This is a genomic window from Poseidonocella pacifica, from assembly GCF_900111875.1.
Taxonomy (GTDB): domain Bacteria; phylum Pseudomonadota; class Alphaproteobacteria; order Rhodobacterales; family Rhodobacteraceae; genus Poseidonocella; species Poseidonocella pacifica.
Map to the genome: position 1 here is coordinate 39,793 of NZ_FOJU01000004.1, position 21,648 is coordinate 61,440.

Genomic DNA, 21,648 nt, shown 5'->3' on the forward strand with positions numbered 1-21,648 from the left:
GGCAAATCGAACCGGAGGCATGTCTTTCGGGAGGGGAAAGCCTGTGAGCGCTCGGCAACTCGCAATCGTATAGGTTGTAGAACATGTCTCTTCGTTCCCATCCGCGAGGTTGCGCCCTTGATTACTCGGCGTTTACGACAACTGGCCCACGTATGGCAATCAACTAGCATAAGGAGGCGACCTTGCGCCCCAACGGTAGAGCTCGCCCCTTTCCGCCGTTTGACCCAAACCCCACCATTTTCCATGGGCGCGGCGGTACACACGTGGCAGGGTGCCAATGACTAGACGGAAATCTTTGGTGAGCGAATGGCGGATCGAAAACGCATCTGGGTTGCAGGGCACCGCGGGATGGTGGGATCGGCGCTCGTTCGCCGCCTCGAACGCGAAGACTGTGAGATCCTGACGGTTCCCCGCTGGGAATGCGACCTCTCTGACACCAAGGCAGTGGATCTTTGGCTGGGGGCGAACCGCCCCGATATGGTTGTCTATGCGGCAGCCAAAGTGGGCGGCATTCTGGCGAACGATACCTATCCCGTGGATTTCCTGTATGAGAATCTGGCGATCCAGAACAACGTCATTCGCCTCAGTCATCAACACGGCGTTGAAAAGCTGCTCTTCCTCGGATCGTCGTGCATATACCCCAAACACGCACCACAGCCGATCACCGAAGACGCCCTTCTGACAGGCCCGCTTGAGCCGACGAATGAATGGTATGCGATTGCGAAAATTGCCGGAATCAAACTCTGTCAGGCTTACATGAAGCAATACGGCGCGCGCTTTGTATCGGCGATGCCCACCAATCTTTATGGTCCCAACGACAACTTTGACCTGAAATCAAGTCACGTCATACCGGCGCTCATGCGCAAGGCACATCGGGCGAAACTGGCCGGCGAAAGCGGAATGGAAATCTGGGGCACGGGCACACCATTGCGCGAGTTCCTGCACGTCGACGATCTTGCAGATGCTGCCGTCTATGTCCTCTTCAACTACGAAGACTACGAGCACATCAATATTGGCAGCGGCTCCGACCTTTCTATCGCCGCAGTCGCGCGAATGGTGATGGAGGTTGCAGGACTTGAGGGCGAGCTTCGCCATGATCTGGACAAGCCAGACGGCACACCGCGCAAGCTCATGTCCGCGGAGAAACTGCGCGGGCTCGGCTGGCGCCCCAAGATCGAACTGCGCGAAGGCCTCGCAGCGACCTACCAATGGTTTCTACAGAACGTTGAGGCCTGAGCGGGACGAGGAGGGCCGCCGGTTTCCTGATTGAAAACCGGCAACCACAAACTCAGCAGGTACGCTATTGGGCGGGCAGTGCCGCGCAATGCGCGCCGCCAGCGGCTTGCCCTGACCCAAGAGCAAGAAGCGGAGGTGCTTGATAAGCGTTTGGCATGCCCTTCGCGGCGAGATCCCAGCCTATGAGGACAAACAGCAGCACAACGGTTGCAAGCGCGATCGGAGTTCTGGTGCTCATTTCCGTGCCTCCAGCCCAAGGGATGGGCGAAGCCGGATTCCCAAAGCGGAGCCCCCGAAGGCCATCGCAAACCAGACCCATCCATGCAGTGAGCCGGTCGATATCCCGCTGAAGAACGCGCCGACATTGCACCCAAACGCAAGGCGCGACGAATACCCAAGCAAGAACCCGGCGATGATCGTCGCGACCCAGGCTTTCGCAGGCAGCTTGGGCAGTCCAGCCGACAGCGCGCCGCGCCATACGGCCACGCCGAATGCCCCAAGGATGATGCCGATGTTGGTAAGCGAGGTGACGTCGGTGAGAAGGCTTTCCGCCACTCGGTCCACGTTCCCCGGAGCGGACCAGAAAGGCGATGCCGCAAGATCGACCCCAACGGCGCTTGCCCCCTTTGCCGCCCAGAGCCCCAAGCCATAGACCACACCCCAAGGTTGCCCTGCGACAACGAGGTTTCCGATAGCTAGCGCCGCGAGCAGAATGGCCGCAATTACATAGCGCCGGGGCATCGTGCGGTGTCCCGGCTTGCCGAGGAAGAAAAGAAGTGCCGCCACGGCCGCCAGAGCGGCGAGCGTAAGCGCAAGGCCCGAGCCGCCAGTGGCCGCAATAACTGGCAAACTGCCAAGGTCGGTCCACCAGAAGAGGTGAAATGCGCCTGCAAAGCTGCCAAGCGCAAAGAACGGCAGGGCCACCAGACTCACGGGATTACCACTTCCCGCATTGACGAGCGTGCCAGAGCCGCACCCCATGACCAGCTGCATACAGGCGCCGAAGACAAACGCCCCGCCAATCATCGCGAAACCGACCGGAGCGTGAGCGCCAACCAGTTCGCCCTCATGGCTTCCGAGAAGGGGCAGTGCAACAGCGGCAACGATCCCGATCGACAGCAGGTGTGCCAACACGCCTGCAGGCTCGCGCCGGACGATCATGGCCCGCCACGGACCCGCAAAACCGAACCGCATGCCTTCCAGCACGATCCCGAAACCCAACCCGATCAGGAGCAGGGCCCCGTACCGAGCGCCAACGAAGGCGGCAACGATGAGGGCGAGCGAAATGCCCGCCCCGATGAGCGCCGCGCGCCGCCCCAGTCCGGGCCCAGCGTCAGGCGTATCTAGTGTTTGGCTCATGTCGACCTTCAGAAGATGTTCTTGATCTGGATCCACAGATAGCGGATCGGGCCGGGGACGTTGGCCATTTCATAGCCAGCGTTCGACCATCCAACCATGCTTTCGGGAAAGAGTTTCACATTCTCAATCCCTGCAAGCTCGCTCAGAGCAAACCAATTGGTGGCCGCCCAGTGACCCGTGTTGCAGAATGAGATCAACTGATCCGCCGAGGTAAAGCCCTGCTCCTCTGAGAGGGCCCGAGCAGCAGCCGCATCAATGATCGCCGGCCCGCCGGAGAACCAACCTGCATGCTCGAAGTATTCCGACTGCGGCAAGGTTCCAGGACGTGCGGCGGCGGGATGAGCCTGCTCCCCGTTCCAGAAGCTCTCTGGGCGGGCATCAAGCAAAAGCGCATCGTCATCGCCATTCAGCACCGCCTGAACGTCGTCAACCGTCGCGAGCCACTGGTCGGAAAAACTGACCTCGAACTCACTCGGCGCGGGCTCCGAGGTCTCTTTCGTGAGGATCTTGCCCGCTTCGGTCCACGCATTCACGCCGCCGTTCAGGATCGCAAGTTGGCTGACGCCGCTGGATTTCAGAGTCCAGTACACACGGGCCGCCGCTCCGAAGTCAGTGACATCGGTGCCCTGATACACAATGACGGTCGGGCGGTCGGGGGTCGCTCCGGCGTTGCTCAGAACGTCGGTGAGCGTCGCTTCGGAAACCAGTTGCCCCGGATTGTTCTCCGGCCCGCGAAAAAGACCATAGGGTGCGTTCACAGACCCTTCGATATGACCCTCGGCGTATCCATCTTTGTTTGCGCGAATATCTAGGACGAGAAGGTCCTCCTCGCTGGATTGCGCGGATTCGAGCGTCGCCGGGTCGATCAAGGGACCGAACCCCGCTTGAGCCAGCAGGGTTGTAGCGGAAAATGCAAGCGCCGCAGCAGCGGCCAGTACCTGTTTCATGGTGTAACTCTCCTGAAGTCTTGCCGCTAACTTCGGGCGCTTTGCGCAATTGGCAACCCTTGCGGTTCCTCTGGGGCAGGATCGCAGAAAACCGCGCCGCAACAAACCCTGAATTCCCAAGCTCATTGTTGCCCCTCAAGACGCATAGGAGGAAACACGTGTCGTATCGGCCCTGCAGCGCGAACAAGCGTTCTTTTCCGCGCTAGATTTTCGCCACATGCCCGTGGCAACCATAGGCCTTGGGATCGCTGTCGTATCTTGCACGATGGGGTGGAATTTTGCGCCAGTCTCGCGCAGCCTCTCTTGTCTTGAGAGGCAAGAGCACCACAGTAGATAGGCGATTGGGCTGCATGATGGCCTGACGCCGGAGGCTGAGCACGGCAAACAGGCCGCAGGGCCAGTACCGTGCATCTCATTGCACTGGATAGAATATCGCAGAAGCCCACCGGGGATCATACAATGCACGATGACGACGATATCACGAAAACCGTGCTGAGGATGTTTGAGGCGGGACGCGGCGCGGCGCTCGCCACAGTGATCGAGACATGGGGCAGCGCGCCGCGCCCTGTGGGGAGCCAACTGGCCATCGCCGGGGACGGTGAAATGGCAGGGTCCGTCTCGGGTGGGTGTGTCGAAGGTGCCGTTGTCGCCGAGGCGCAGGATGCCATACGGACCGGTCAATGCAGCATCCTGGAATTCGGCGTCGCAGATGAAGATGCTTTCGCCGTCGGTCTCGCCTGCGGCGGCAACATCCGGATTCTCGTCGAACCGGTGGGGATCGGATACGGGCCCGACCCCGAGTTGCTGCGGAGTCTCGCGCGCGCGCGGACCGAACGTCGCCCAATCGTCCTATCCACAAACCTCAGCGACTGGGACCGCACTCTATTGCCGCCAGATGACGGCAAGGCGGCGCAGGGATTGCGAACGGACACCTCCTTTGTGGACGGAGCCTCTTTCTACGCGGTCCATAATCCGCCGCTGAAACTCGCCGTCGTAGGCGCGGTCCACATTGCACAGCCGCTCACGCGGATGGCGGTTCTGGCGGGGTACGATGTCACGATCATCGACCCACGGGAGAGTTTCGCCTCTCCCGCGCGGTTTCCAGATCTCACGCTCGTGCACGATTGGCCCGATGAGGCCCTCGCAGCCCACGGGCTGGACACGCGCACTGCGGTTGTGACGCTCACTCACGATCCGAAACTCGACAATCCGGCCATCGAAACCACGCTGCGGTCTGAAGTGTTTTACCTCGGCTGTCTTGGCTCCACGCGAACCCAAGCAAAGCGCGTCCGTCACCTCAAGGAAGCAGGCTTCTCGGACGTAGAGATTGCTCGCATTCACGCTCCCGTGGGGCTGGACATCGGAAGCCGTTCCCCCGCCGAGATAGCGATCTCGATCATGGCGGAAATGACGGAGCGCCTGCGTCGCCCAAACACCCGCCCCGGGAGAACCGCATGAAATTTGGTACGGTCGCTATCGAAAATGCTCAGGGACTCATCCTCGCCCATTCGATTCAGGCGGACGGGCGCAAACTCCGCAAGGGAAAGGTGATCGGACCGGACGACATCGCATTGCTGCGCATGTCCGGCATCACCTCGGTCATAGCTGCTGCACTTGCCCCGGGGGACATGGACGAGAATATCGCCGCTGCGGCGATTGCCGATGCTCTGGGCGATCACGGCCTTGAATCCAGCGCGCCCTTCACCGGACGGGTCAACCTCATCGCGCCGCACGCCGGACTTCTGGAAGTCGACGCCGACGCGCTCGGAGAGATGAACACGGTCGATGAATCGATCACGATCGCGACCCTCCCGAACATGGCCCGTTTGGGGGCGGGCACGCTCGCCGCGACGATCAAGATCATACCCTATGCCGCAGAAGGTGCCGATGTCGCTCGCGCGGCCTCCCTCCTGCGGCGGGGCGCGATCCGGTTTCATCCCTTTCAGCTGCGCAGGGCCGACCTCATCTTGACGGAAGTGCCGGGGATAAAGCAGGGCCTTCTGTCGAAGGCGGAAGCCGTCACCGCGCGGCGCCTCGCCGGCTTGGGCATGGCTCTTGGCCGGGTGATACGGGTTCCGCACGACGAACAGGCCGTTGCAAGAGCCCTCGCGGAGTGCGGTGCTGAGTTGGTCCTGCTTCTCGGGGCATCCGCCACCGCGGACCGAGCCGATGTGATTCCGTCGGCTTTGCTCAAAGCTGGGGGGCGGATCGAACGGTTCGGAATGCCTGTGGATCCGGGAAACCTTTTGCTGTTGGGCGAGTTGCAGGGACGGTCCGTGGTAGGTTTGCCCGGCTGCGCGCGCTCTCCTGCGCTCAATGGAGCGGATTGGATACTCGAAAGGCTGGCGGCCGGGATACGTGTCACTTCGGACGATATTGGCGCGATGGGAGTAGGTGGACTGCTCAAGGAAATCCCCCAACGCGATCATCCCCGCGCCACCCCACGTGAAGGACCCTTGCGCGTCGAAGTGATCCTTCTCGCAGGGGGCGAGGGCCGACGTATGCGGGGCGAAGACAAATTGCTTCGCGAGGTCGAAGGCGAGGCCGTGTTGCGGTACTCCGCGCGCGCCGCCTTGGGATCTCGGGCCAACCGCGTGCGGGTCGTTGTCCCAGAAGCAGAGACAGCCCGTCGAGATACCCTGGCAGGGCTCGACGTCGACATTATTGAAACCCCCGAGACGAGTTTGGGAATGGCCGCTTCGCTACAAGCTGGCTTGCGCGCCATTGAACCTACGACACACGCGGTAATCGTTGCACTTGCCGACATGCCCGAGGTGACAGCGGAGCATCACGACCGGCTCATCGCGGCCTTTCGCCCAGACGAACAAAGGGAAATCTGCCGTGCGTGCGACGAGGGCGGGTTTCCCGGTCACCCCGTACTCTTTGGCGCGCGCTTCTTCGAAGCTTTGCGCGCATTGCAAGGTGATCGCGGCGCGAAGGAGATCCTGATCGCGCATCCGGAGTACCTTCAGGAGGTCGCGACGCCAGGTCGCGGCGCTACGCTCGATCTGGATTCTCCCGAAGATTGGGCAGCATGGGATGCCGAGCGGAAAACAAGGGCAGCGAGTTGAGAAACCGGGTTGTGCGGCTTTGTCAGCTTCGCTACCAAGCTTGAAAGTGTCGTCGGGAGAACCGGTTCATCCGGTGCCGAAGGAGCAACCGCCCCGGAAACTCTCAGGCCAAAGGACCGACGCCGCCAAGCACTCTGGAGAGATCCCCCTAACCGGGGCGCCGACGGGATAACGATCTCAGGCAAAAGGACAGAGGGGGCATCGCGCGCGCGAAACGCGCAAGGATGCACGGTGCCTTGCGCACCGTCGATGGCAGGAGTTGGGCATGACTGACCTGAAACGGACGACACTTTATGACCTGCATATTGCGAATGGTGCCAAGATGGTCCCGTTTGCCGGCTACGAAATGCCGGTCCAGTACCCGCTAGGGGTACTCAAGGAACACCAACACACCCGAGACAAGGCGGGACTGTTCGATGTCAGCCACATGGGGCAGCTTCGACTGACAGGACCGGACTACGCCACCATCGCTGCAGCTGTCGAAGCGCTTGTCCCCGTGGATGCGCAGGGGCTCGCGGAAGGCCGCCAACGATATGGGTTTCTCACCAATTCCGATGGCGGCATCCTTGATGATTTGATGTTTGCAAACCGCGGGGATCACATTTTCATGGTGGTGAATGCGGGTTGCAAAGACGCCGATATCGCCCACCTTCGGGCGCACCTCCCGCAAGATGTGATGCTTGAGGAAATTACCAACCGGGCGCTGATTGCCTTGCAAGGCCCTGCCGCCGAGGCCGTCCTCTCACAGCTCGACCCACGCGCGGCCGACATGCGCTTCATGGATGTTTTCGACCTCATGCTGGGCGGGGTAACCTGCTGGGTCTCTCGCTCAGGCTACACGGGTGAAGACGGTTATGAGATTTCAGTTCCGTCTGAGAATGCCGCCCCGCTGGCGGAGAAACTGCTCGCACATCCAGACGTGGAGCCGATCGGCCTCGGCGCACGCGACTCCCTCAGACTGGAAGCCGGCCTGTGCCTCTATGGGCACGACATCACGGAAAAGACGACACCGGTCGAAGCCGGTCTGACCTGGGCGATGCAAAAAGCGCGCAGGGCGGGGGGGGCGCGGGAGGGCGGCTTTCCCGGCGCGGCTGCGATACTGACCCAGATGGCCAAGGGGCCGGCGCGAAAGCGCGTTGGCCTTGCTCCGGAGGGGCGCGCGCCCATGCGCGAAGGGGTCAAACTCTTTGCGTCCGAGACGGGTGATGATCTCATCGGGGAAATCACCTCCGGCGGGTTCGGGCCTACGGTACAGGGGCCCGTCGCGATGGGATATGTGACCGCTCACTATTCCCCAGACGGAACAGTGATCTATGGTGATCTTAGGGGCAGGCGCCAGCCGGTGCGCGTTGTTCCCCTGCCCTTTACACCGGCGAGATTCAAACGCTGACAGAGAGGTCTGCACTCCATGAAATTCACGGAAGAACACGAATGGCTTCGCCCCGAGGACGATCTGATCGTTGTGGGCATAACGGAGCACGCCGCCGAGCAGCTTGGCGACATCGTCTTTGTCGAGCTTCCCGAAGAAGGCACAGAGGTCGTGAAGGATGATGAGGTTGTCGTCATCGAAAGCGTCAAGGCCGCGAGCGATATTCTCGCCCCGATTGACGGAGAGATCGTCGAGGTCAACGAGGCGCTCACAAATTCGCCCAGCACCGTCAACGAAGATCCACTCGGCGACGGCTGGTTCTTCAAAATCAAGCCCGCCGAGCCGAGCCAGATGGACGAATACATGGACGAGGCCGCTTACAAGCAGTTGATCGGCTAGAACAAACCAAGAGGAGACGGGCATGTCATTTACCCCGACCGAGTACCTGCCGTACGATTTCGCAAATCGCCGTCACATCGGGCCGTCGCCAAAAGAGATGGCTGCGATGCTCAAAACGCTTGGTGCAGGGACGCTCGACGCTCTCATTGACGACACCGTCCCGAAATCAATTCGTCAGGCTGAGCCGCTTGATTTCGGGAAGGCCAAGTCAGAGCGCGAGTTGCTCTATCATATGCGTGTCGTCTCCTCAAAGAATCAGGTCCTGACTTCGCTTATCGGGCAGGGGTATCATGGAACCGTCGTGCCCCCGGTGATCCAGCGGAACATTCTGGAAAACCCTGCTTGGTATACGGCGTATACGCCCTACCAGCCGGAGATAAGCCAAGGTCGCCTCGAAGCGCTGCTGAACTTTCAGACGATGATTTCTGATCTCACAGGGCTCGAAATCGCGAACGCATCTTTGCTCGATGAGGCCACCGCCTGTGCCGAGGCCATGACCATGGCGCAGCGCGTGGCCAAGTCGAAAGCGGCTGCCTTCTTTATCGATCAAAACTGTCATCCGCAGAACATCGCGGTTATGCGCACGCGGGCGGAACCGCTCGGGATCAAGATCATTGTCGGCGCGCCCGATGACCTTGTGGCCGATGAGGTTTTCGGCGCGATCTTTCAGTATCCGGGCACGTTCGGCCACCTCCGAGATTTCACGCAACAGATAGGCGCGCTGCACGAGGCGAAGGCGATCGGCGTCGTTTCAGCCGATCCGCTGTCGCTGACCCTGCTCAAGGAGCCGGGCGCGATGGGGGCGGATATCGTCGTCGGATCCGCCCAACGGTTCGGGGTGCCGATGGGTTATGGCGGCCCGCACGCGGCATACATGGCCACCAAAGACGACTTCAAACGTGCAATGCCCGGCCGGCTTGTGGGGATCTCCATCGACAGCCACGGCAACAAGGCCTACCGGCTCGCCCTGCAAACCCGCGAACAGCATATCCGCCGCGAGAAAGCCACCTCCAATGTCTGTACGGCGCAGGCGCTACTTGCCGTCATGGCGTCCTTCTATGCCGTCTTTCACGGGCCAGAAGGGCTCAAAGCGGTAGCGCAACGCATTCATCGCAAGACCGTCCGCCTCGCCCGCGGTCTTGAGGCTGCGGGTTTCAAGATCGAACCGTCCACGTTTTTCGATACGATCACGGTAGAGGTCGGATTGCTGCAGAAGGGTGTGATGCAGGCCGCGGTGGCCGAGGGGATCAACCTGAGGAAAGTCGGGGAAACCTGCGTCGGTATCACGCTTGATGAGGCAACCCGCTCGGGCATCATAGAAAAAGTCTGGCGCGCGTTCGGTATCGACCGGAAGGACGATGACCTGACCGCCGAGTACCGTATCCCGGATGCCCTTCAACGACAGTCGAACTACCTTGAGCATGATGTGTTCCACATGAACCGTGCCGAGACCGAAATGATGCGGTACATGCGCCGGTTGGCGGATCGCGACCTCGCTCTCGACAGGGCAATGATCCCGCTCGGGTCCTGCACTATGAAGCTCAACGCAGCGGTCGAGATGATGCCCGTATCATGGCGTGAATTTTCATTGCTTCACCCTTTCGCGCCCGCCGATCAAGCCGAGGGCTATCGAGAGTTGATCGAAGACCTTTCCGCCAAGCTTTGCACAATCACGGGCTATGACGCGCTTTCGATGCAACCGAACTCTGGCGCTCAGGGGGAATATGCGGGGCTGCTTACAATCGCCGCCTATCATCGCGCTCAGGGTGAGGGGCACCGGAACGTCTGTCTCATTCCCAACAGCGCACATGGCACCAACCCTGCGTCTGCTCAAATGGTCGGCTGGAAGGTTGTGCCGGTGAAGTCAGCCGAAAATGGCGATATCGACCTCGATGACTTCCGCGCCAAGGCAGAGAAGCACGCCGATGCGCTGGCGGGCTGCATGATCACCTATCCCTCGACGCACGGTGTTTTTGAAGAGACCGTCAAGGACGTCTGTGCCATCACGCATGAGCACGGCGGGCAGGTCTATATCGATGGCGCCAACATGAACGCGATGGTCGGCCTCTCGCGGCCCGGCGATCTGGGCGGCGATGTCAGCCACCTCAACCTGCACAAGACCTTCTGTATTCCGCACGGCGGAGGTGGGCCCGGAATGGGGCCCATCGGCGTCAAGGCACATCTCGCGCCGCATCTCCCTGGCCATATCGACAGCGACGCTCCCGAGGGGCCGGTTTCCGCCGCGCCCTACGGGTCGCCGTCGCTGTTACCGATCTCATGGGCCTATATCCTGCTCATGGGCGGCGCGGGCCTGACCCAAGCCACCAAGGTTGCGATCCTGAATGCGAATTATATCGCTAAGCGGCTCGAGGGGGCGTTCGACGTGCTCTACAAAGGCCCCACGGGCCGGGTGGCGCATGAATGCATCCTTGATACGCGCCCGTTTGAGAAGAGTGCTGGCGTTACCGTGGACGACATCGCGAAACGCCTTATCGACAACGGGTTTCACGCGCCAACCATGAGTTGGCCCGTGGCCGGAACGCTCATGGTCGAACCCACGGAAAGCGAGACGAAGGCAGAGCTTGATCGCTTTTGCGATGCGATGCTCTCCATCCGGGAGGAAATCCGGGCCATTGAAGACGGAAAGATGGACCGGGACAACAACCCGCTCAAGAACGCGCCCCACACGATGGAAGACCTCGTCCGTGACTGGAATCGGCCCTATTCCCGCGAAGAGGGCTGCTTCCCGCCCGGCGCCTTTCGCGTGGACAAATACTGGCCACCGGTCAATCGGGTCGACAACGTCTATGGCGACCGCAACCTAGTGTGTACCTGCCCACCGATGGAGGATTACGCCGACGCCGCAGAGTAGGGCACCGCGCGGTCGGTTTCCGTCTTATTAAGCCAGCGGATGGATTTATCTTGGCAGAGCGCGGCCAAAAGCGATCGTGCTCTTCGCCCCGATGACAAGGACCCGCAATGACCGAAACCTCCCCCACGCTGCAGCTTCCCTATATTCAGCCTGCGCAGGCGCAAAAGCACGTGACGCACAATGAGGCGTTGCGGGTGCTTGACGCGCTCATCCAACTTTCAGTTGTCGACGCGGCGCTGACCTCACCGCCTGTGACGCCGGAAATGGGATCTCGCTATATCGTGGCCTCCGGTGCGACGGGAGAGTGGGCTGGTCAAGATCACGCGGTAACGCTCTTCGGGCCGACGGGATGGGAATTTCATGCACCGCAACCCGGCTGGCGCGCAGATGATCAGGTCAACGGGACGACCCTGCGGTTCGACGGAGTCAGCTGGACACCTCTCGCAACTCGCGAAACCGACAGACTCGGGGTCAACACCGCGGCCGATGACACCACGCGGCTTTCTGTTTCCGCCGACGCCACCGCGCTGAGCCACGCGGGCGGCAGCCATCACCTCAAGATCAACAAGGCCCAGGAGACAGAGACCGCCAGCCTTCTGTTGCAGGCCGGGTGGTCGGGACGCGCGGAACTGGGAACAGCCGGCAACGACGATTTCTCCATCAAGGTCAGCGCCGACGGATCAGCCTGGTCCGAAGCGCTCCGCGTCGATGCAGCGGACGGCACCGTAAATATCCAAGGGGCATTTCGCCTGCCCCCCACGATCATCTCGGACCTGCCGGCCGGAGCACCTATGGGAAGCATCGCCTTCGTCTCCGATGATGATGGCGGCCCCCAGATCGTCTACTCTGACGGAGAGAATTGGCGCCGAGGTGCCAACAAAGCCATTATCTGAACACTGCCAATTACTGCCAACTGCCACCTTCGCACCCGCTTCGGCGGGTGCTTTTTTATGCCGCCTGTGCAGAACGCCCACGGCGCGTGCGACATTAAGCACGAAGGCGCAAATTCTCGGAGGGTTCGGGTGGCGCGACGTGACAAGCCGACGGGCGGTTGCTAAGGGGTGCCTGAAGCATTTGGTTCAGGAGTTTTCCCTTGGAAGTCATTGAAACGGCGCTTCTCGGCGTTCTGATCCTCATTCCAGCGCGTTTTGGGGATGAGCGAGGCTTTTTTAGCGAAAGTTGGAATCGCAAACGCATGGCCGATCAAGGGCTCGACTACGACTTCGTGCAGGACAACCACTCCCTCAGCCGTGAAACGAACACCGTCCGTGGCCTGCATTATCAGTCGCCGCCCCATGCGCAGGCCAAGCTTGTCCGCTGTGGGCGAGGGCGGCTTTTTGATGTCGCTGTCGACGTACGGCTCGGCTCGGCAACCTATGGCCAGTGGGTGGGTGAGGAATTGAGCTTTGAAAACGGGCGGCAACTGCTCATTCCCGCCGGTTTCCTTCATGGGTTTTCGACCCGCGAACCTGATACCGAAATCATCTACAAGTGCACCGATTATTATTCTCCGGAATGTGATGGCGCAGTACGTTTCGACGATCCGGATATCGGCATAGACTGGGGCCTTACTGGCGATCCGGTGCTCTCGGGCAAGGACGATGCGGCGCCGCACCTTACTGACTGGACTTCGCCCTTCACGTATGGAGTTGCTACATGAAGATCCTCGTGACCGGCGGTGCCGGGTTCATCGGGTCCGCCGTCGTGCGGCTTGCGGTCTCTCGCGGGCATGAGATCGTGAACCTCGATGCGCTGACCTATGCCGCGTGCCTTGAGAATGTGGCGATGGTGGCGGACAATCCCAACTATGCCTTCGAGAAGGCAGACATATGTGATCGTCCCGCGCTGGACCGGATTTTTGCGAAGCATGCCCCCGATGCGGTCATGCACCTTGCTGCCGAGAGCCATGTAGATCGATCCATAGACGGACCTGCAGCGTTCATCGAGACGAACGTGACGGGCACATTCAATATGCTGGAAGCCGCCCGCGCCTATTGGGAAGCAAAAGGCCGCCCTGAAGGGTTCCGGTTTCACCATATCTCTACCGATGAGGTCTATGGCACGCTGGGGCCCGAAGGGCAGTTTACCGAAGAGACACCCTACGCCCCCAATAGCCCCTATTCGGCATCCAAGGCCAGTTCGGATCATCTCGTTCGCGCGTGGTCCGAAACCTATGGGCTACCGGTCGTTCTGACGAATTGCTCAAACAACTATGGGCCGTTCCATTTCCCTGAAAAACTCATCCCGGTCGTGATCCTGAATGCCCTGGCCGGAAAGAAAATTCCGGTCTATGGGCGCGGCGAGAATATCCGCGATTGGCTTTTTGTCGAAGATCACGCCGACGCGTTGCTGCTGGTGCTGGAAAAGGGTAAAGAGGGCCGAAGCTACAACATCGGCGGTGAGAACGAGGCCACGAACCTCGATCTTGTGAAAAAGATCTGCGCGATCCTCGACCGCAAGCACCCTGAGGGCGCGCCCCATGCCGATCTGATCACCTTCGTTACGGATCGCCCCGGACACGACCTTCGATATGCGATTGACCCGACCCGCATCCGGACGGAACTTGGCTGGCGTCCATCGGTGACGGTAGACGAGGGGCTGGAGAAGACGGTGCAATGGTACCTCGACAACGAGGACTGGTGGCGCCCCCTCCTCAGTCGTGACGGCGTCGGTCGGAGACTTGGCACATGAAACTTCTGGTCTTCGGCTCCACGGGTCAGGTCGCGACCGAACTGAAGGCTCTGGCTCCCGAAGCCCGTTTCCTTGCGCGCGCCGATGTGGATCTGACCGATGCGTCCGCCTGTGCCAAGATCATCCGTGAAAGCGATGCGGAGGCTGTGATCAACGCGGCCGCCTATACCGCAGTCGACAAAGCCGAAAGCGAAGATTCCGCGGCCCGAGCGATCAACGGGCACGCGCCCGGAGCCATGGCACATGCGGCCGCCGCGCGCGGCATACCCTTCGTTCATATTTCCACCGACTACGTCTTTGACGGCAGTGGGGATACACCGCGAACGCCCGATGCGCCCACAGCGCCGCTCGGGGCCTATGGCCGAACGAAATTGCGAGGAGAGGAGAAGGTGCGCGAGGCGGGTGGTGTTCACGCAATCCTGCGCACCTCTTGGGTATTTTCGGCCCACGGCACGAACTTTGTGAAGACCATGCTTCGCCTCGGGGCTGAGCGGAAAAAGCTCACCATCGTTGCCGATCAGATTGGCGGGCCAACCCCCGCCGCGGATATCGCGGCCGCTTGCCTCCGCATTGCGGGCGATCTCAGCGCATCCCCCGATAAAAGCGGCACCTATCACTTCAGCGGCGCGCCAGATGCCTCATGGGCAGACTTCGCACGTGAGATTTTCGCCCAAGCCAAGATTGATTGCGCCGTAGAAGACATCCCGACGTCGGCCTATCCCACGCCGGCCACCCGTCCGCTCAATTCCCGTCTCGATTGCTCCTCCACCGAAACGACATTCGGTATCCCGCGCCCCGACTGGCACGCGGGCCTCGCACACGTCCTGACCCAACTCGAAAAGGCCCAGACATGACCAATCGCAAGGGCATTATCCTCGCTGGCGGCTCCGGAACGCGGCTCTACCCGATCACCATCGGTGTCTCGAAACAGCTTTTGCCGATCTATGACAAGCCGATGATCTATTACCCGATTTCGGTGCTCATGCTCGCCGGCATCAGGGACATCGCGGTGATCACCACGCCCGAAGATCAAGCGCAGTTTCAGCGCACTCTTGGCGACGGCAGCCAGTGGGGCATCTCTTTCACCTACATCGTACAGCCCTCTCCCGATGGGCTGGCGCAGGCGTTTATTCTCGCCGAAGATTTTCTGGACGGGTCGCCATCGGCCATGGTCCTGGGCGACAACATCTTCTTCGGGCACGGCTTGCCTGAACTTCTAAAACAGGCCGATGAGACTGAGGGTGGGACCGTTTTCGGCTATCACGTGGCCGATCCGGAACGCTATGGGGTCGTCGCATTTGATCAAGACGGTCAGGTACAGAAGATCATCGAAAAGCCGGAGGTGCCGCCTTCCAACTATGCCGTGACGGGGCTTTACTTCCTCGACGCCGACGCGCCGAAGCTGGCACGCGAAGTCGCCCCCTCGCCGCGTGGCGAGCTTGAGATCACGACGCTTCTGGAGATGTATCTCGAGGCGGGCAAACTCAACGTGCAGACCATGGGTCGCGGCTTTGCGTGGCTTGACACCGGTACACATGCCAGCCTGCTCGATGCGGGCAACTTCGTGCGGACGCTCGAACAGCGGCAAGGACTGCAAACTGGGTGCCTTGATGAGATCGCGTTCAAGCTTGGATGGACAAGTGCGGAGCATCTTGCGGAGCAGGCCGAACGGTATCGCAAGAACAACTACGGCACCTATCTCAAAGGCCTGCTCCGCGAAGCGTGACTTCCCCGCAATGCTGTGGGGATACCTGCGCGCGCTTCATGGACATGCCTTCGTCGCTCGCCTAGTTCTTGACCAAAGGGAGTGGGCTATGGGCATCAATCGGCATGGTATGGCGGGCATCTTCTTGGTCAGCGCGATCAGCAGCGCGGCTTGGGGTGAGGTGCCCGTTTTCAACATATACGGCGCACCCGGGCTCATCGAGCTGCCCGAAGCGCGTCAATCTGCGGATGCCACCTTGTCGGCCACCTTGGGCCAATTTGGTCCTTCCCGACACACCACCCTGACCTTTCAGATCACGCCCCGCCTGCAGGGCAGCTTTCGTTACACCCGTATCGAGGGGCTGGAACCTGTTGGGTGGGACCGATCCAACTACTACGACCGGAGCTTTGACCTCCGCTATCAACTTGTCGAAGAAACCGAAGCCTGGCCCGCGCTTGCCATCGGGCTGCAGGACTTCATTGGGACAGGGCTTTACGAAAGTGAATACCTTGTCGCGAGCAAGGAAGTTCTTCCCGGCCTGACCCTCACCGGCGGCCTCGGCTGGGGTAGGCTCGGCGGCGACGGCCCCCTTGGGCAAACCGGTGATCGGCCCGACAGCCTGCTCGGCGAAGGCGGCGTGCCAAACTATGACCGCTGGTTTCGCGGACCCGTGGCAGGCTTCGGCGGGCTTCGCTATGCGCCCGACGGTGCGCCGTGGTCCGTAAGTGTCGAATATTCCCCGGATCGCTACACCGAAGAGGAAGGCGATGGCGTCTTTGACCGCGCAGGGCCGTGGAATGCCGCGGCCACCTATCGGTTCGACAACGGAACGCAACTCTCAGCCTATACCTTGCACGGCGGAGAAATTGGCGCACAGGTCAGCTTTCACCTGAATGCCCGCGAAAATCCGCGCCCCAGCGGTGTGGAGACTGCACCCTACCCGGTCGCAGGCCGAAGCGAAGGATGGTCCGACGAGCGCGCAAGCGCTGAGTTGACCACCCTGCTAAGGCAGCAAAAGCTCCTTGCTGATGGGCTATCGCTTGACGGCGATACCGCGACGCTCCGCCTTGTGAATCCGACCTATGACGCCGAGGCGCAGGCAATCGGACGCACGGCCCGCGCCATGACGCGCACCCTGCCCGCCCGGATCAAAACATTCAGAATCGTCCCGATCGTCAACGGCGTTCCTGCCTCTGCGATTACCCTGCAACGGGACGATCTCGAAGCGCTCGAATATGCCCCCGCCGCGGAAATGCTGCGCAGGGCGACGATCACCGAGGCCCCTCAAATCCTGCCACCCGCAGACCCCACAGCGCGCGATCCACGGTTCCGCTGGTCTCTGGCCCCGTTCATGAGCCTCAGCTTCTTCGATCCGGAATCACCCCTGCGCGCCGACGTCGGCCTGCGCCTGCGGGGCGATTATGCCCTACGCCCGAACATCATCGCTTCTGGTTCCCTTCTGGCGAAACTCGCTGGCAACCTGGACGATATCGAACGTGAAGACGAAAGCGGCCTGCCCCGCGTCAGAACCGATGCCAAATACTATTCCCGAGAGGGTAACCCCGCCATCGGGCATCTCACATTGACAGGCTATGCCCGCCCCGGCCCCGACCTCTACGGCCGTCTGACGGCAGGATACCTGGAGACGATGTATGCCGGTGTTTCCGGCGAAGTTCTCTGGAAACCCGTCGATAGCCGCCTCGCGCTCGGGGTGGAGTTGAATTACGTGCAGCAGCGTGACTTCGATCAACTGTTCGGATTGCGCGACTATGACGTCATGACCGGTCACGCTTCCGCCTATTACGATTTCGGAAATGGCTTTCAAGGACAGTTGGACCTCGGCCGCTATTTGGCCGGGGACTATGGTGCGACCGTTGCGCTGGACCGCGAGTTCGCCAACGGTTGGCGGGTCGGGGCCTATGCCACGGTCACCGATGCGGAAACCGAAGATTTCGGAGAAGGCTCTTTCGACAAGGGTATCAGGCTGACGATCCCGATGAGTTTCGTCCTCGGAACACCCACAAGGAACGATAATAGCATCGCCTTGCAGTCTCTGACCCGGGACGGCGGCGCAAGATTGCGCGTCCGGGACCGGCTATACGAAGATGTGCGGGACTACCATGCCGCCGAAGTTGTCGAAAGCTGGGGGAGGTTCTGGCGATGAAGAAGATACTCGTTCTTGCGGTGCTTCTGGCAGGATGCTCGAATGACCCATTCACGACACCGCGTGCCAAAACCGCGTTTGACACCCTTCGGTCTGTCCTCCGGAAATCCCCTCCGGCGACCCAACCCTCCGCCGAAACTGTGCTCGCCTCAACCCAAGGGCCATTGGTCGTCGTTCGAGCGGGCAGCACGGGAGCCGCGACATATCTCCTCCGAATTTCCGAACGAGACGGCTTCGATACGTACACATCCAGCGACAGACGGACCATTACCCTCAGAAATGGAATGATCGAAGAAACGCGCGGGCTTGGGAATGACATGATGTCTACGCGACTGGAAGACAGCGCGTCGCTCATCCTGACCCGCAGGGCCGGAACTTCGACGCGCGAGTACAGCCATCTCACGGGTGAAGGGGTAACCGAAACCCTCCGCCTGATGTGTGAGATCAGCGTTGATGGCTCATCGGTGACCGAGGCTTGCAGCGGTCCCGCAGAGATCACCAATAGCTATGTGGTCGCGCCCGACGGCTATGTCGTATCGTCGCGCCAGTGGGTCAGCCCGGGGGTGGGCTATATAGCTGTCCAGCAACTCAGAAGGTAACGCCGGTCGACCCCCAAGGACCAACCGGCGCGTCCGATGACTAGTAGCGGTAATGCTCCGGCTTGAAAGGCCCCTCAGGTTTTACCCCGATATAGGCCGCCTGCTCTGCATTCAGCTTGGAGAGCTTTACGCCGATCCGATCAAGGTGCAGCCGCGCAACCTTTTCGTCGAGATGCTTGGGCAGGATAAAGACGCCGGGCGCATAATCCTCGCCCTTCGTCCAAAGTTCGATCTGTGCCAAAACCTGATTGGTGAAGCTGGCCGACATGACAAAAGAGGGGTGCCCAGTGGCATTCCCGAGGTTCAGAAGGCGACCTTCGGACAACAGGATGAGGCGAGAGCCGGATGGCATCTCGATCATGTCCACCTGATCCTTGATGTTGGTCCACTTGTGGTTCTTGAGCGCGGCAACTTGGATTTCGTTGTCGAAGTGGCCGATGTTGCCGACGATCGCCATGTCCTTCATCTTGCGCATGTGCTCGATGCGAATGACGTCCTTGTTGCCCGTCGTCGTCACAAAAATATCAGCTGAGGAAACAACGTCTTCGAGCAAGACAACCTCGAACCCGTCCATGGCTGCCTGCAATGCACAGATCGGATCGACCTCGGTGACTTTCACGCGTGCGCCTGCGCCGCGCAGCGACGCCGCCGAGCCCTTGCCGACGTCGCCATAGCCACAAACGACTGCGACTTTGCCCGCCATCATGGTGTCGGTAGCGCGCCGGATTCCATCGACGAGCGATTCCTTGCAGCCATATTTGTTGTCGAATTTCGACTTGGTCACGCTGTCATTCACGTTGATCGCCGGGAAGGGAAGCTGGCCTTCTTCCATCATCTTGTAGAGACGATGTACGCCGGTAGTGGTCTCTTCGGACACGCCCTTGATCATCGCGCGCTGTTTGGTGAACCAGCCCGGGCTTTCCTTGAGGCGTTTGCGGATTTGCGCGAAAAGCGCCACCTCTTCATCCGAGGTCGGCACGGCGATAAGGTCATCCTCGCCCGCTTCGACACGTGCCCCGATCAGAATATAGAGGGTCGCATCGCCACCATCGTCAAGGATCAGGTTTGCCCCGCCTTCTTCAAACATGAAGATCCGGTCGGCATAGTCCCAGTATTCCTCAAGCGTCTCGCCCTTGATCGCAAACACCGGGGTGCCACCGGCCGCGATCGCGGCGGCCGCATGGTCTTGGGTGGAGAATATGTTGCACGAGGCCCAGCGCACATCCGCACCCAGTGCGACGAGTGTCTCAATCAGAACTGCGGTCTGGACAGTCATATGCAGGCTGCCGGCAATGCGCGCGCCTTTGAGCGGCTTGGACTCGCCATATTCCTCCCGCAGCGCCATAAGACCCGGCATCTCGGTTTCGGCAATGTCGAGTTCCTTGCGCCCATAATCGGCCAGCGCGATATCCTTGATGATGTAATCTTGGGTCATGTGGAGACTGTTCCTGCAAGTTGGTTGGCTGGCTGATAGCAGCAGAGCGATCTTGGTTCAAACTGGCAGCGAGTGGTAAGCACAGAAGCTTGATCAATCATGACCACCAGTTGGGACCGGGGAGCCGAGCGGAAGAAGCGCAGGGCTTCAGGCATTCTAAGAAGGGCGGAGGTTCACAGAGGCCTAATGCCTCAGCGGCACCTCACACCACGCGCGCTGCCTGAACACACCGCGCAAACAACCCTACTAAACTGCTCCTACGTCACTCGGCGGACAACTCTGCCATGAGGTTCGTGGGAAGCGGCCCATTTTTTGGCCAACCTTCACCGGTGCTGAGCACGCAAGCCTCACCGGTTTCCCGGTATTCGACCATGCTCCATGTGCCACTTGTTTCGGAGGCCCAAACCTGAAAGTCGGTATCTTGTGCGCCTACCGGTGTCTCGCCATACCAGTCGATGAGAGACGCCTCCAACTCTTGGGCATCCATACAGGTCTGGGCTGCGGCGGGCGCAGCAAGCATCAGGCTGGATATGAAAATTTTGATCATCTGTCGCATGTCGGTTTTCTCCAACGACATAACGCAGTAGGAAGCGAATTGGTTCATTTCTGCGTCGAAAGCCCCCAAGACCCATGCCGCGACCCCCTAAAACTCCCCGAGCCTGGCAACGCATGCTTTCTGGGCGTCGGCTCGATCTTTTGGATCCGACACCGATCGACATCGAGGTCGAAGATATCGCCCACGGGCTTGCTTTCGTCTCTCGCTGGAACGGGCAGACCAAGGGCGACTTCCCCTATACCGTGGCGGAGCATTCGCTTCTGGTGGAACGAATCTTTGCGCTTCGCCATCCGAATGCGCCCGCGCGCAACCGCATGGCCGCGCTCCTGCATGATGCGCCCGAATACGTCATCGGAGATATGATCACCCCTGTGAAAGCTGCTGTCGGCCATGAATATGGCGCTCTGGATGAACGTTTGGCCTCCGCGATCCACATCCGATTTGGCCTCCCCGCCCGCACGCCCGCATCGGTCAAGCAACAGATCAAGCGCGCCGACCGGATCAGCGCTTGGCTGGAGGCTGTGACACTTGCAGGGTTTTCGGAAAGCGAGGCCAACCGCTTTTTCGGCAAGCCGGATGCCGATCTTCTGGCGCAACTCGACCTGACCTTGCGGCCACCTGTAGAGGTTCGCGCCGCCTTCCTGAAACGGCACGAAGAGTTGATGCGCTTGCTTTAGCGCGGCGATCTTTTTGCGAGGATACGCTGCAAGGTGCGCCTGTGCATGTTCAACCGGCGCGCGGTTTCAGACACATTGCGATCACAGAGTTCATAGACCCGCTGGATATGTTCCCACCGAACGCGATCCGCGCTCATGGGATTTTCCGGCGGAGGCGGCAATTCCCCTTCACCGGACAAGAGCGCGTTGACGATATCCGTCGCATCAGCAGGTTTTGAGAGATAATCGGTCGCCCCGATCTTTACCGCCGCAACAGCCGTCGCGATCGCGCCATACCCCGTCAGGACCACAACACGGCAATCGGGGCGTCGCTCTCGGAGAACCTCAACAACATCCAACCCGTTCCCGTCTTCCAGCCGAAGATCCACCACAGCGAAGGCTGGCGGGCGGGCCGAAGCTATTGCGCGGCCCCCGACCACCGATCCGGCCGTTTCGACCTCAAACCCGCGTTTTTCCATGGCCTTGGCGAGACGGCGCAGAAATGCTTCGTCATCGTCCACCAGAAGCAGCGATTTGTCCTGCCCGATATCGAACGCGGTGTCCGCCATGTTCAAACGCCTTTCCGCCT

General features: G+C 60.5%; 20 protein-coding genes and 2 riboswitches. Of the genes, 14 read left to right on the top strand and 6 right to left on the bottom strand.

All coding sequences use genetic code 11. The features are described 5' to 3' along the window. Nucleotides 1-306: 306 nt before the first annotated feature. Nucleotides 307-1,236, top strand: a complete 930-nt coding sequence (gene fcl, locus BM234_RS12120; RefSeq protein WP_092065340.1) for a GDP-L-fucose synthase — start codon at nt 307-309, stop codon at nt 1,234-1,236. A gap of 64 nt (nt 1,237-1,300) precedes the next feature. Here fcl and BM234_RS17495 read toward each other — a convergent pair whose 3' ends face one another. The 3 genes from BM234_RS17495 to BM234_RS12135 are packed head-to-tail and all read right to left on the bottom strand — an operon-like array spanning nt 1,301 to nt 3,542. Then, nucleotides 1,301-1,474: a hypothetical protein gene (locus BM234_RS17495; RefSeq protein ID WP_092065342.1), complete on the bottom strand. Its 174-nt coding sequence runs from the start codon at nt 1,472-1,474 to the stop codon at nt 1,301-1,303. Continuing rightward, nucleotides 1,471-2,595, bottom strand: coding sequence for a YeeE/YedE family protein (locus tag BM234_RS12130; protein ID WP_092066024.1), 1,125 nt, complete (start codon nt 2,593-2,595; stop codon nt 1,471-1,473). The genes BM234_RS17495 and BM234_RS12130 overlap by 4 nt, the downstream gene beginning before the upstream one ends. Before the next feature lie 8 nt (nt 2,596-2,603). Next, on the bottom strand, nt 2,604-3,542 hold the full coding sequence (locus tag BM234_RS12135; protein WP_092065344.1) for a sulfurtransferase: 939 nt from the start codon (nt 3,540-3,542) through the stop codon (nt 2,604-2,606). A 459-nt stretch (nt 3,543-4,001) separates the two neighbouring features. Between BM234_RS12135 and BM234_RS12140 the strand changes: the two genes are divergently transcribed. From BM234_RS12140 to BM234_RS12195, 12 genes are all read left to right on the top strand, one after another. Continuing rightward, nucleotides 4,002-5,000 carry an XdhC family protein gene (locus BM234_RS12140; protein WP_092065346.1) on the top strand — a complete coding sequence of 333 codons (999 nt, stop codon included), beginning with the start codon at nt 4,002-4,004 and terminating at the stop codon, nt 4,998-5,000. Beyond that, complete coding sequence (locus tag BM234_RS17800; protein WP_092065348.1) at nt 4,997-6,613, top strand: NTP transferase domain-containing protein; 1,617 nt, start codon at nt 4,997-4,999, stop codon at nt 6,611-6,613. The genes BM234_RS12140 and BM234_RS17800 overlap by 4 nt, the downstream gene beginning before the upstream one ends. 43 nt (nt 6,614-6,656) lie before the next feature. Further along, a riboswitch (glycine riboswitch) is annotated at nt 6,657-6,742 on the top strand. 1 nt (nt 6,743) lies between these two features. Beyond that, nucleotides 6,744-6,810, top strand: a riboswitch (glycine riboswitch). A 68-nt stretch (nt 6,811-6,878) separates the two neighbouring features. Further along, nucleotides 6,879-8,003 (top strand): glycine cleavage system aminomethyltransferase GcvT, encoded by a 1,125-nt coding sequence (gene gcvT / locus BM234_RS12150; RefSeq protein WP_092065350.1) that lies wholly within the window; start codon nt 6,879-6,881, stop codon nt 8,001-8,003. A gap of 18 nt (nt 8,004-8,021) precedes the next feature. Beyond that, complete coding sequence (gcvH, locus tag BM234_RS12155; protein WP_092065352.1) at nt 8,022-8,381, top strand: glycine cleavage system protein GcvH; 360 nt, start codon at nt 8,022-8,024, stop codon at nt 8,379-8,381. A 22-nt stretch (nt 8,382-8,403) separates the two neighbouring features. Then, nucleotides 8,404-11,253, top strand: coding sequence for an aminomethyl-transferring glycine dehydrogenase (gene gcvP, locus BM234_RS12160; RefSeq protein WP_092065354.1), 2,850 nt, complete (start codon nt 8,404-8,406; stop codon nt 11,251-11,253). A gap of 107 nt (nt 11,254-11,360) precedes the next feature. Then, on the top strand, nt 11,361-12,146 hold the full coding sequence (locus tag BM234_RS12165) for a DUF2793 domain-containing protein (RefSeq protein WP_092065356.1): 786 nt from the start codon (nt 11,361-11,363) through the stop codon (nt 12,144-12,146). A 200-nt stretch (nt 12,147-12,346) separates the two neighbouring features. Next, nucleotides 12,347-12,913, top strand: coding sequence for a dTDP-4-dehydrorhamnose 3,5-epimerase (rfbC, locus tag BM234_RS12170; RefSeq protein WP_092065358.1), 567 nt, complete (start codon nt 12,347-12,349; stop codon nt 12,911-12,913). Beyond that, complete coding sequence (gene rfbB, locus BM234_RS12175; RefSeq protein ID WP_092065360.1) at nt 12,910-13,944, top strand: dTDP-glucose 4,6-dehydratase; 1,035 nt, start codon at nt 12,910-12,912, stop codon at nt 13,942-13,944. Before rfbC ends, rfbB begins: the two co-directional genes overlap by 4 nt. Beyond that, nucleotides 13,941-14,798: a dTDP-4-dehydrorhamnose reductase gene (gene rfbD, locus BM234_RS12180; protein ID WP_092065362.1), complete on the top strand. Its 858-nt coding sequence runs from the start codon at nt 13,941-13,943 to the stop codon at nt 14,796-14,798. Before rfbB ends, rfbD begins: the two co-directional genes overlap by 4 nt. Further along, nucleotides 14,795-15,670 carry a glucose-1-phosphate thymidylyltransferase RfbA gene (gene rfbA / locus BM234_RS12185; RefSeq protein ID WP_092065364.1) on the top strand — a complete coding sequence of 292 codons (876 nt, stop codon included), beginning with the start codon at nt 14,795-14,797 and terminating at the stop codon, nt 15,668-15,670. The genes rfbD and rfbA overlap by 4 nt, the downstream gene beginning before the upstream one ends. A gap of 88 nt (nt 15,671-15,758) precedes the next feature. Then, complete coding sequence (locus BM234_RS12190) at nt 15,759-17,813, top strand: YjbH domain-containing protein (RefSeq protein WP_092065367.1); 2,055 nt, start codon at nt 15,759-15,761, stop codon at nt 17,811-17,813. Continuing rightward, a complete protein-coding gene (locus BM234_RS12195) occupies nt 17,810-18,412 on the top strand; it encodes a YjbF family lipoprotein (protein WP_092065369.1) in 603 nt (200 codons plus the stop codon). Before BM234_RS12190 ends, BM234_RS12195 begins: the two co-directional genes overlap by 4 nt. Nucleotides 18,413-18,452: 40 nt before the next feature. On the opposite strand, the gene ahcY is transcribed toward BM234_RS12195, so the two are convergent. After that, nucleotides 18,453-19,847: an adenosylhomocysteinase gene (gene ahcY / locus BM234_RS12200; RefSeq protein WP_092065371.1), complete on the bottom strand. Its 1,395-nt coding sequence runs from the start codon at nt 19,845-19,847 to the stop codon at nt 18,453-18,455. 262 nt (nt 19,848-20,109) lie between these two features. Continuing rightward, the gene (locus tag BM234_RS12205; RefSeq protein ID WP_139226802.1) at nt 20,110-20,403 is read right to left on the bottom strand and encodes an S-adenosyl-L-homocysteine hydrolase; all 294 of its coding nucleotides are present in this window, start codon (nt 20,401-20,403) and stop codon (nt 20,110-20,112) included. A 113-nt stretch (nt 20,404-20,516) separates the two neighbouring features. Here BM234_RS12205 and BM234_RS12210 point away from each other — a divergent pair, with 113 nt between their 5' ends. Continuing rightward, nucleotides 20,517-21,080 carry an HD family hydrolase gene (locus BM234_RS12210; RefSeq protein ID WP_245752628.1) on the top strand — a complete coding sequence of 188 codons (564 nt, stop codon included), beginning with the start codon at nt 20,517-20,519 and terminating at the stop codon, nt 21,078-21,080. On the opposite strand, the gene BM234_RS12215 is transcribed toward BM234_RS12210, so the two are convergent. Next, a complete protein-coding gene (locus BM234_RS12215) occupies nt 21,077-21,628 on the bottom strand; it encodes an ActR/PrrA/RegA family redox response regulator transcription factor (RefSeq protein ID WP_092065377.1) in 552 nt (183 codons plus the stop codon). The genes BM234_RS12210 and BM234_RS12215 overlap by 4 nt on opposite strands. Nucleotides 21,629-21,648 lie beyond the last annotated feature (20 nt).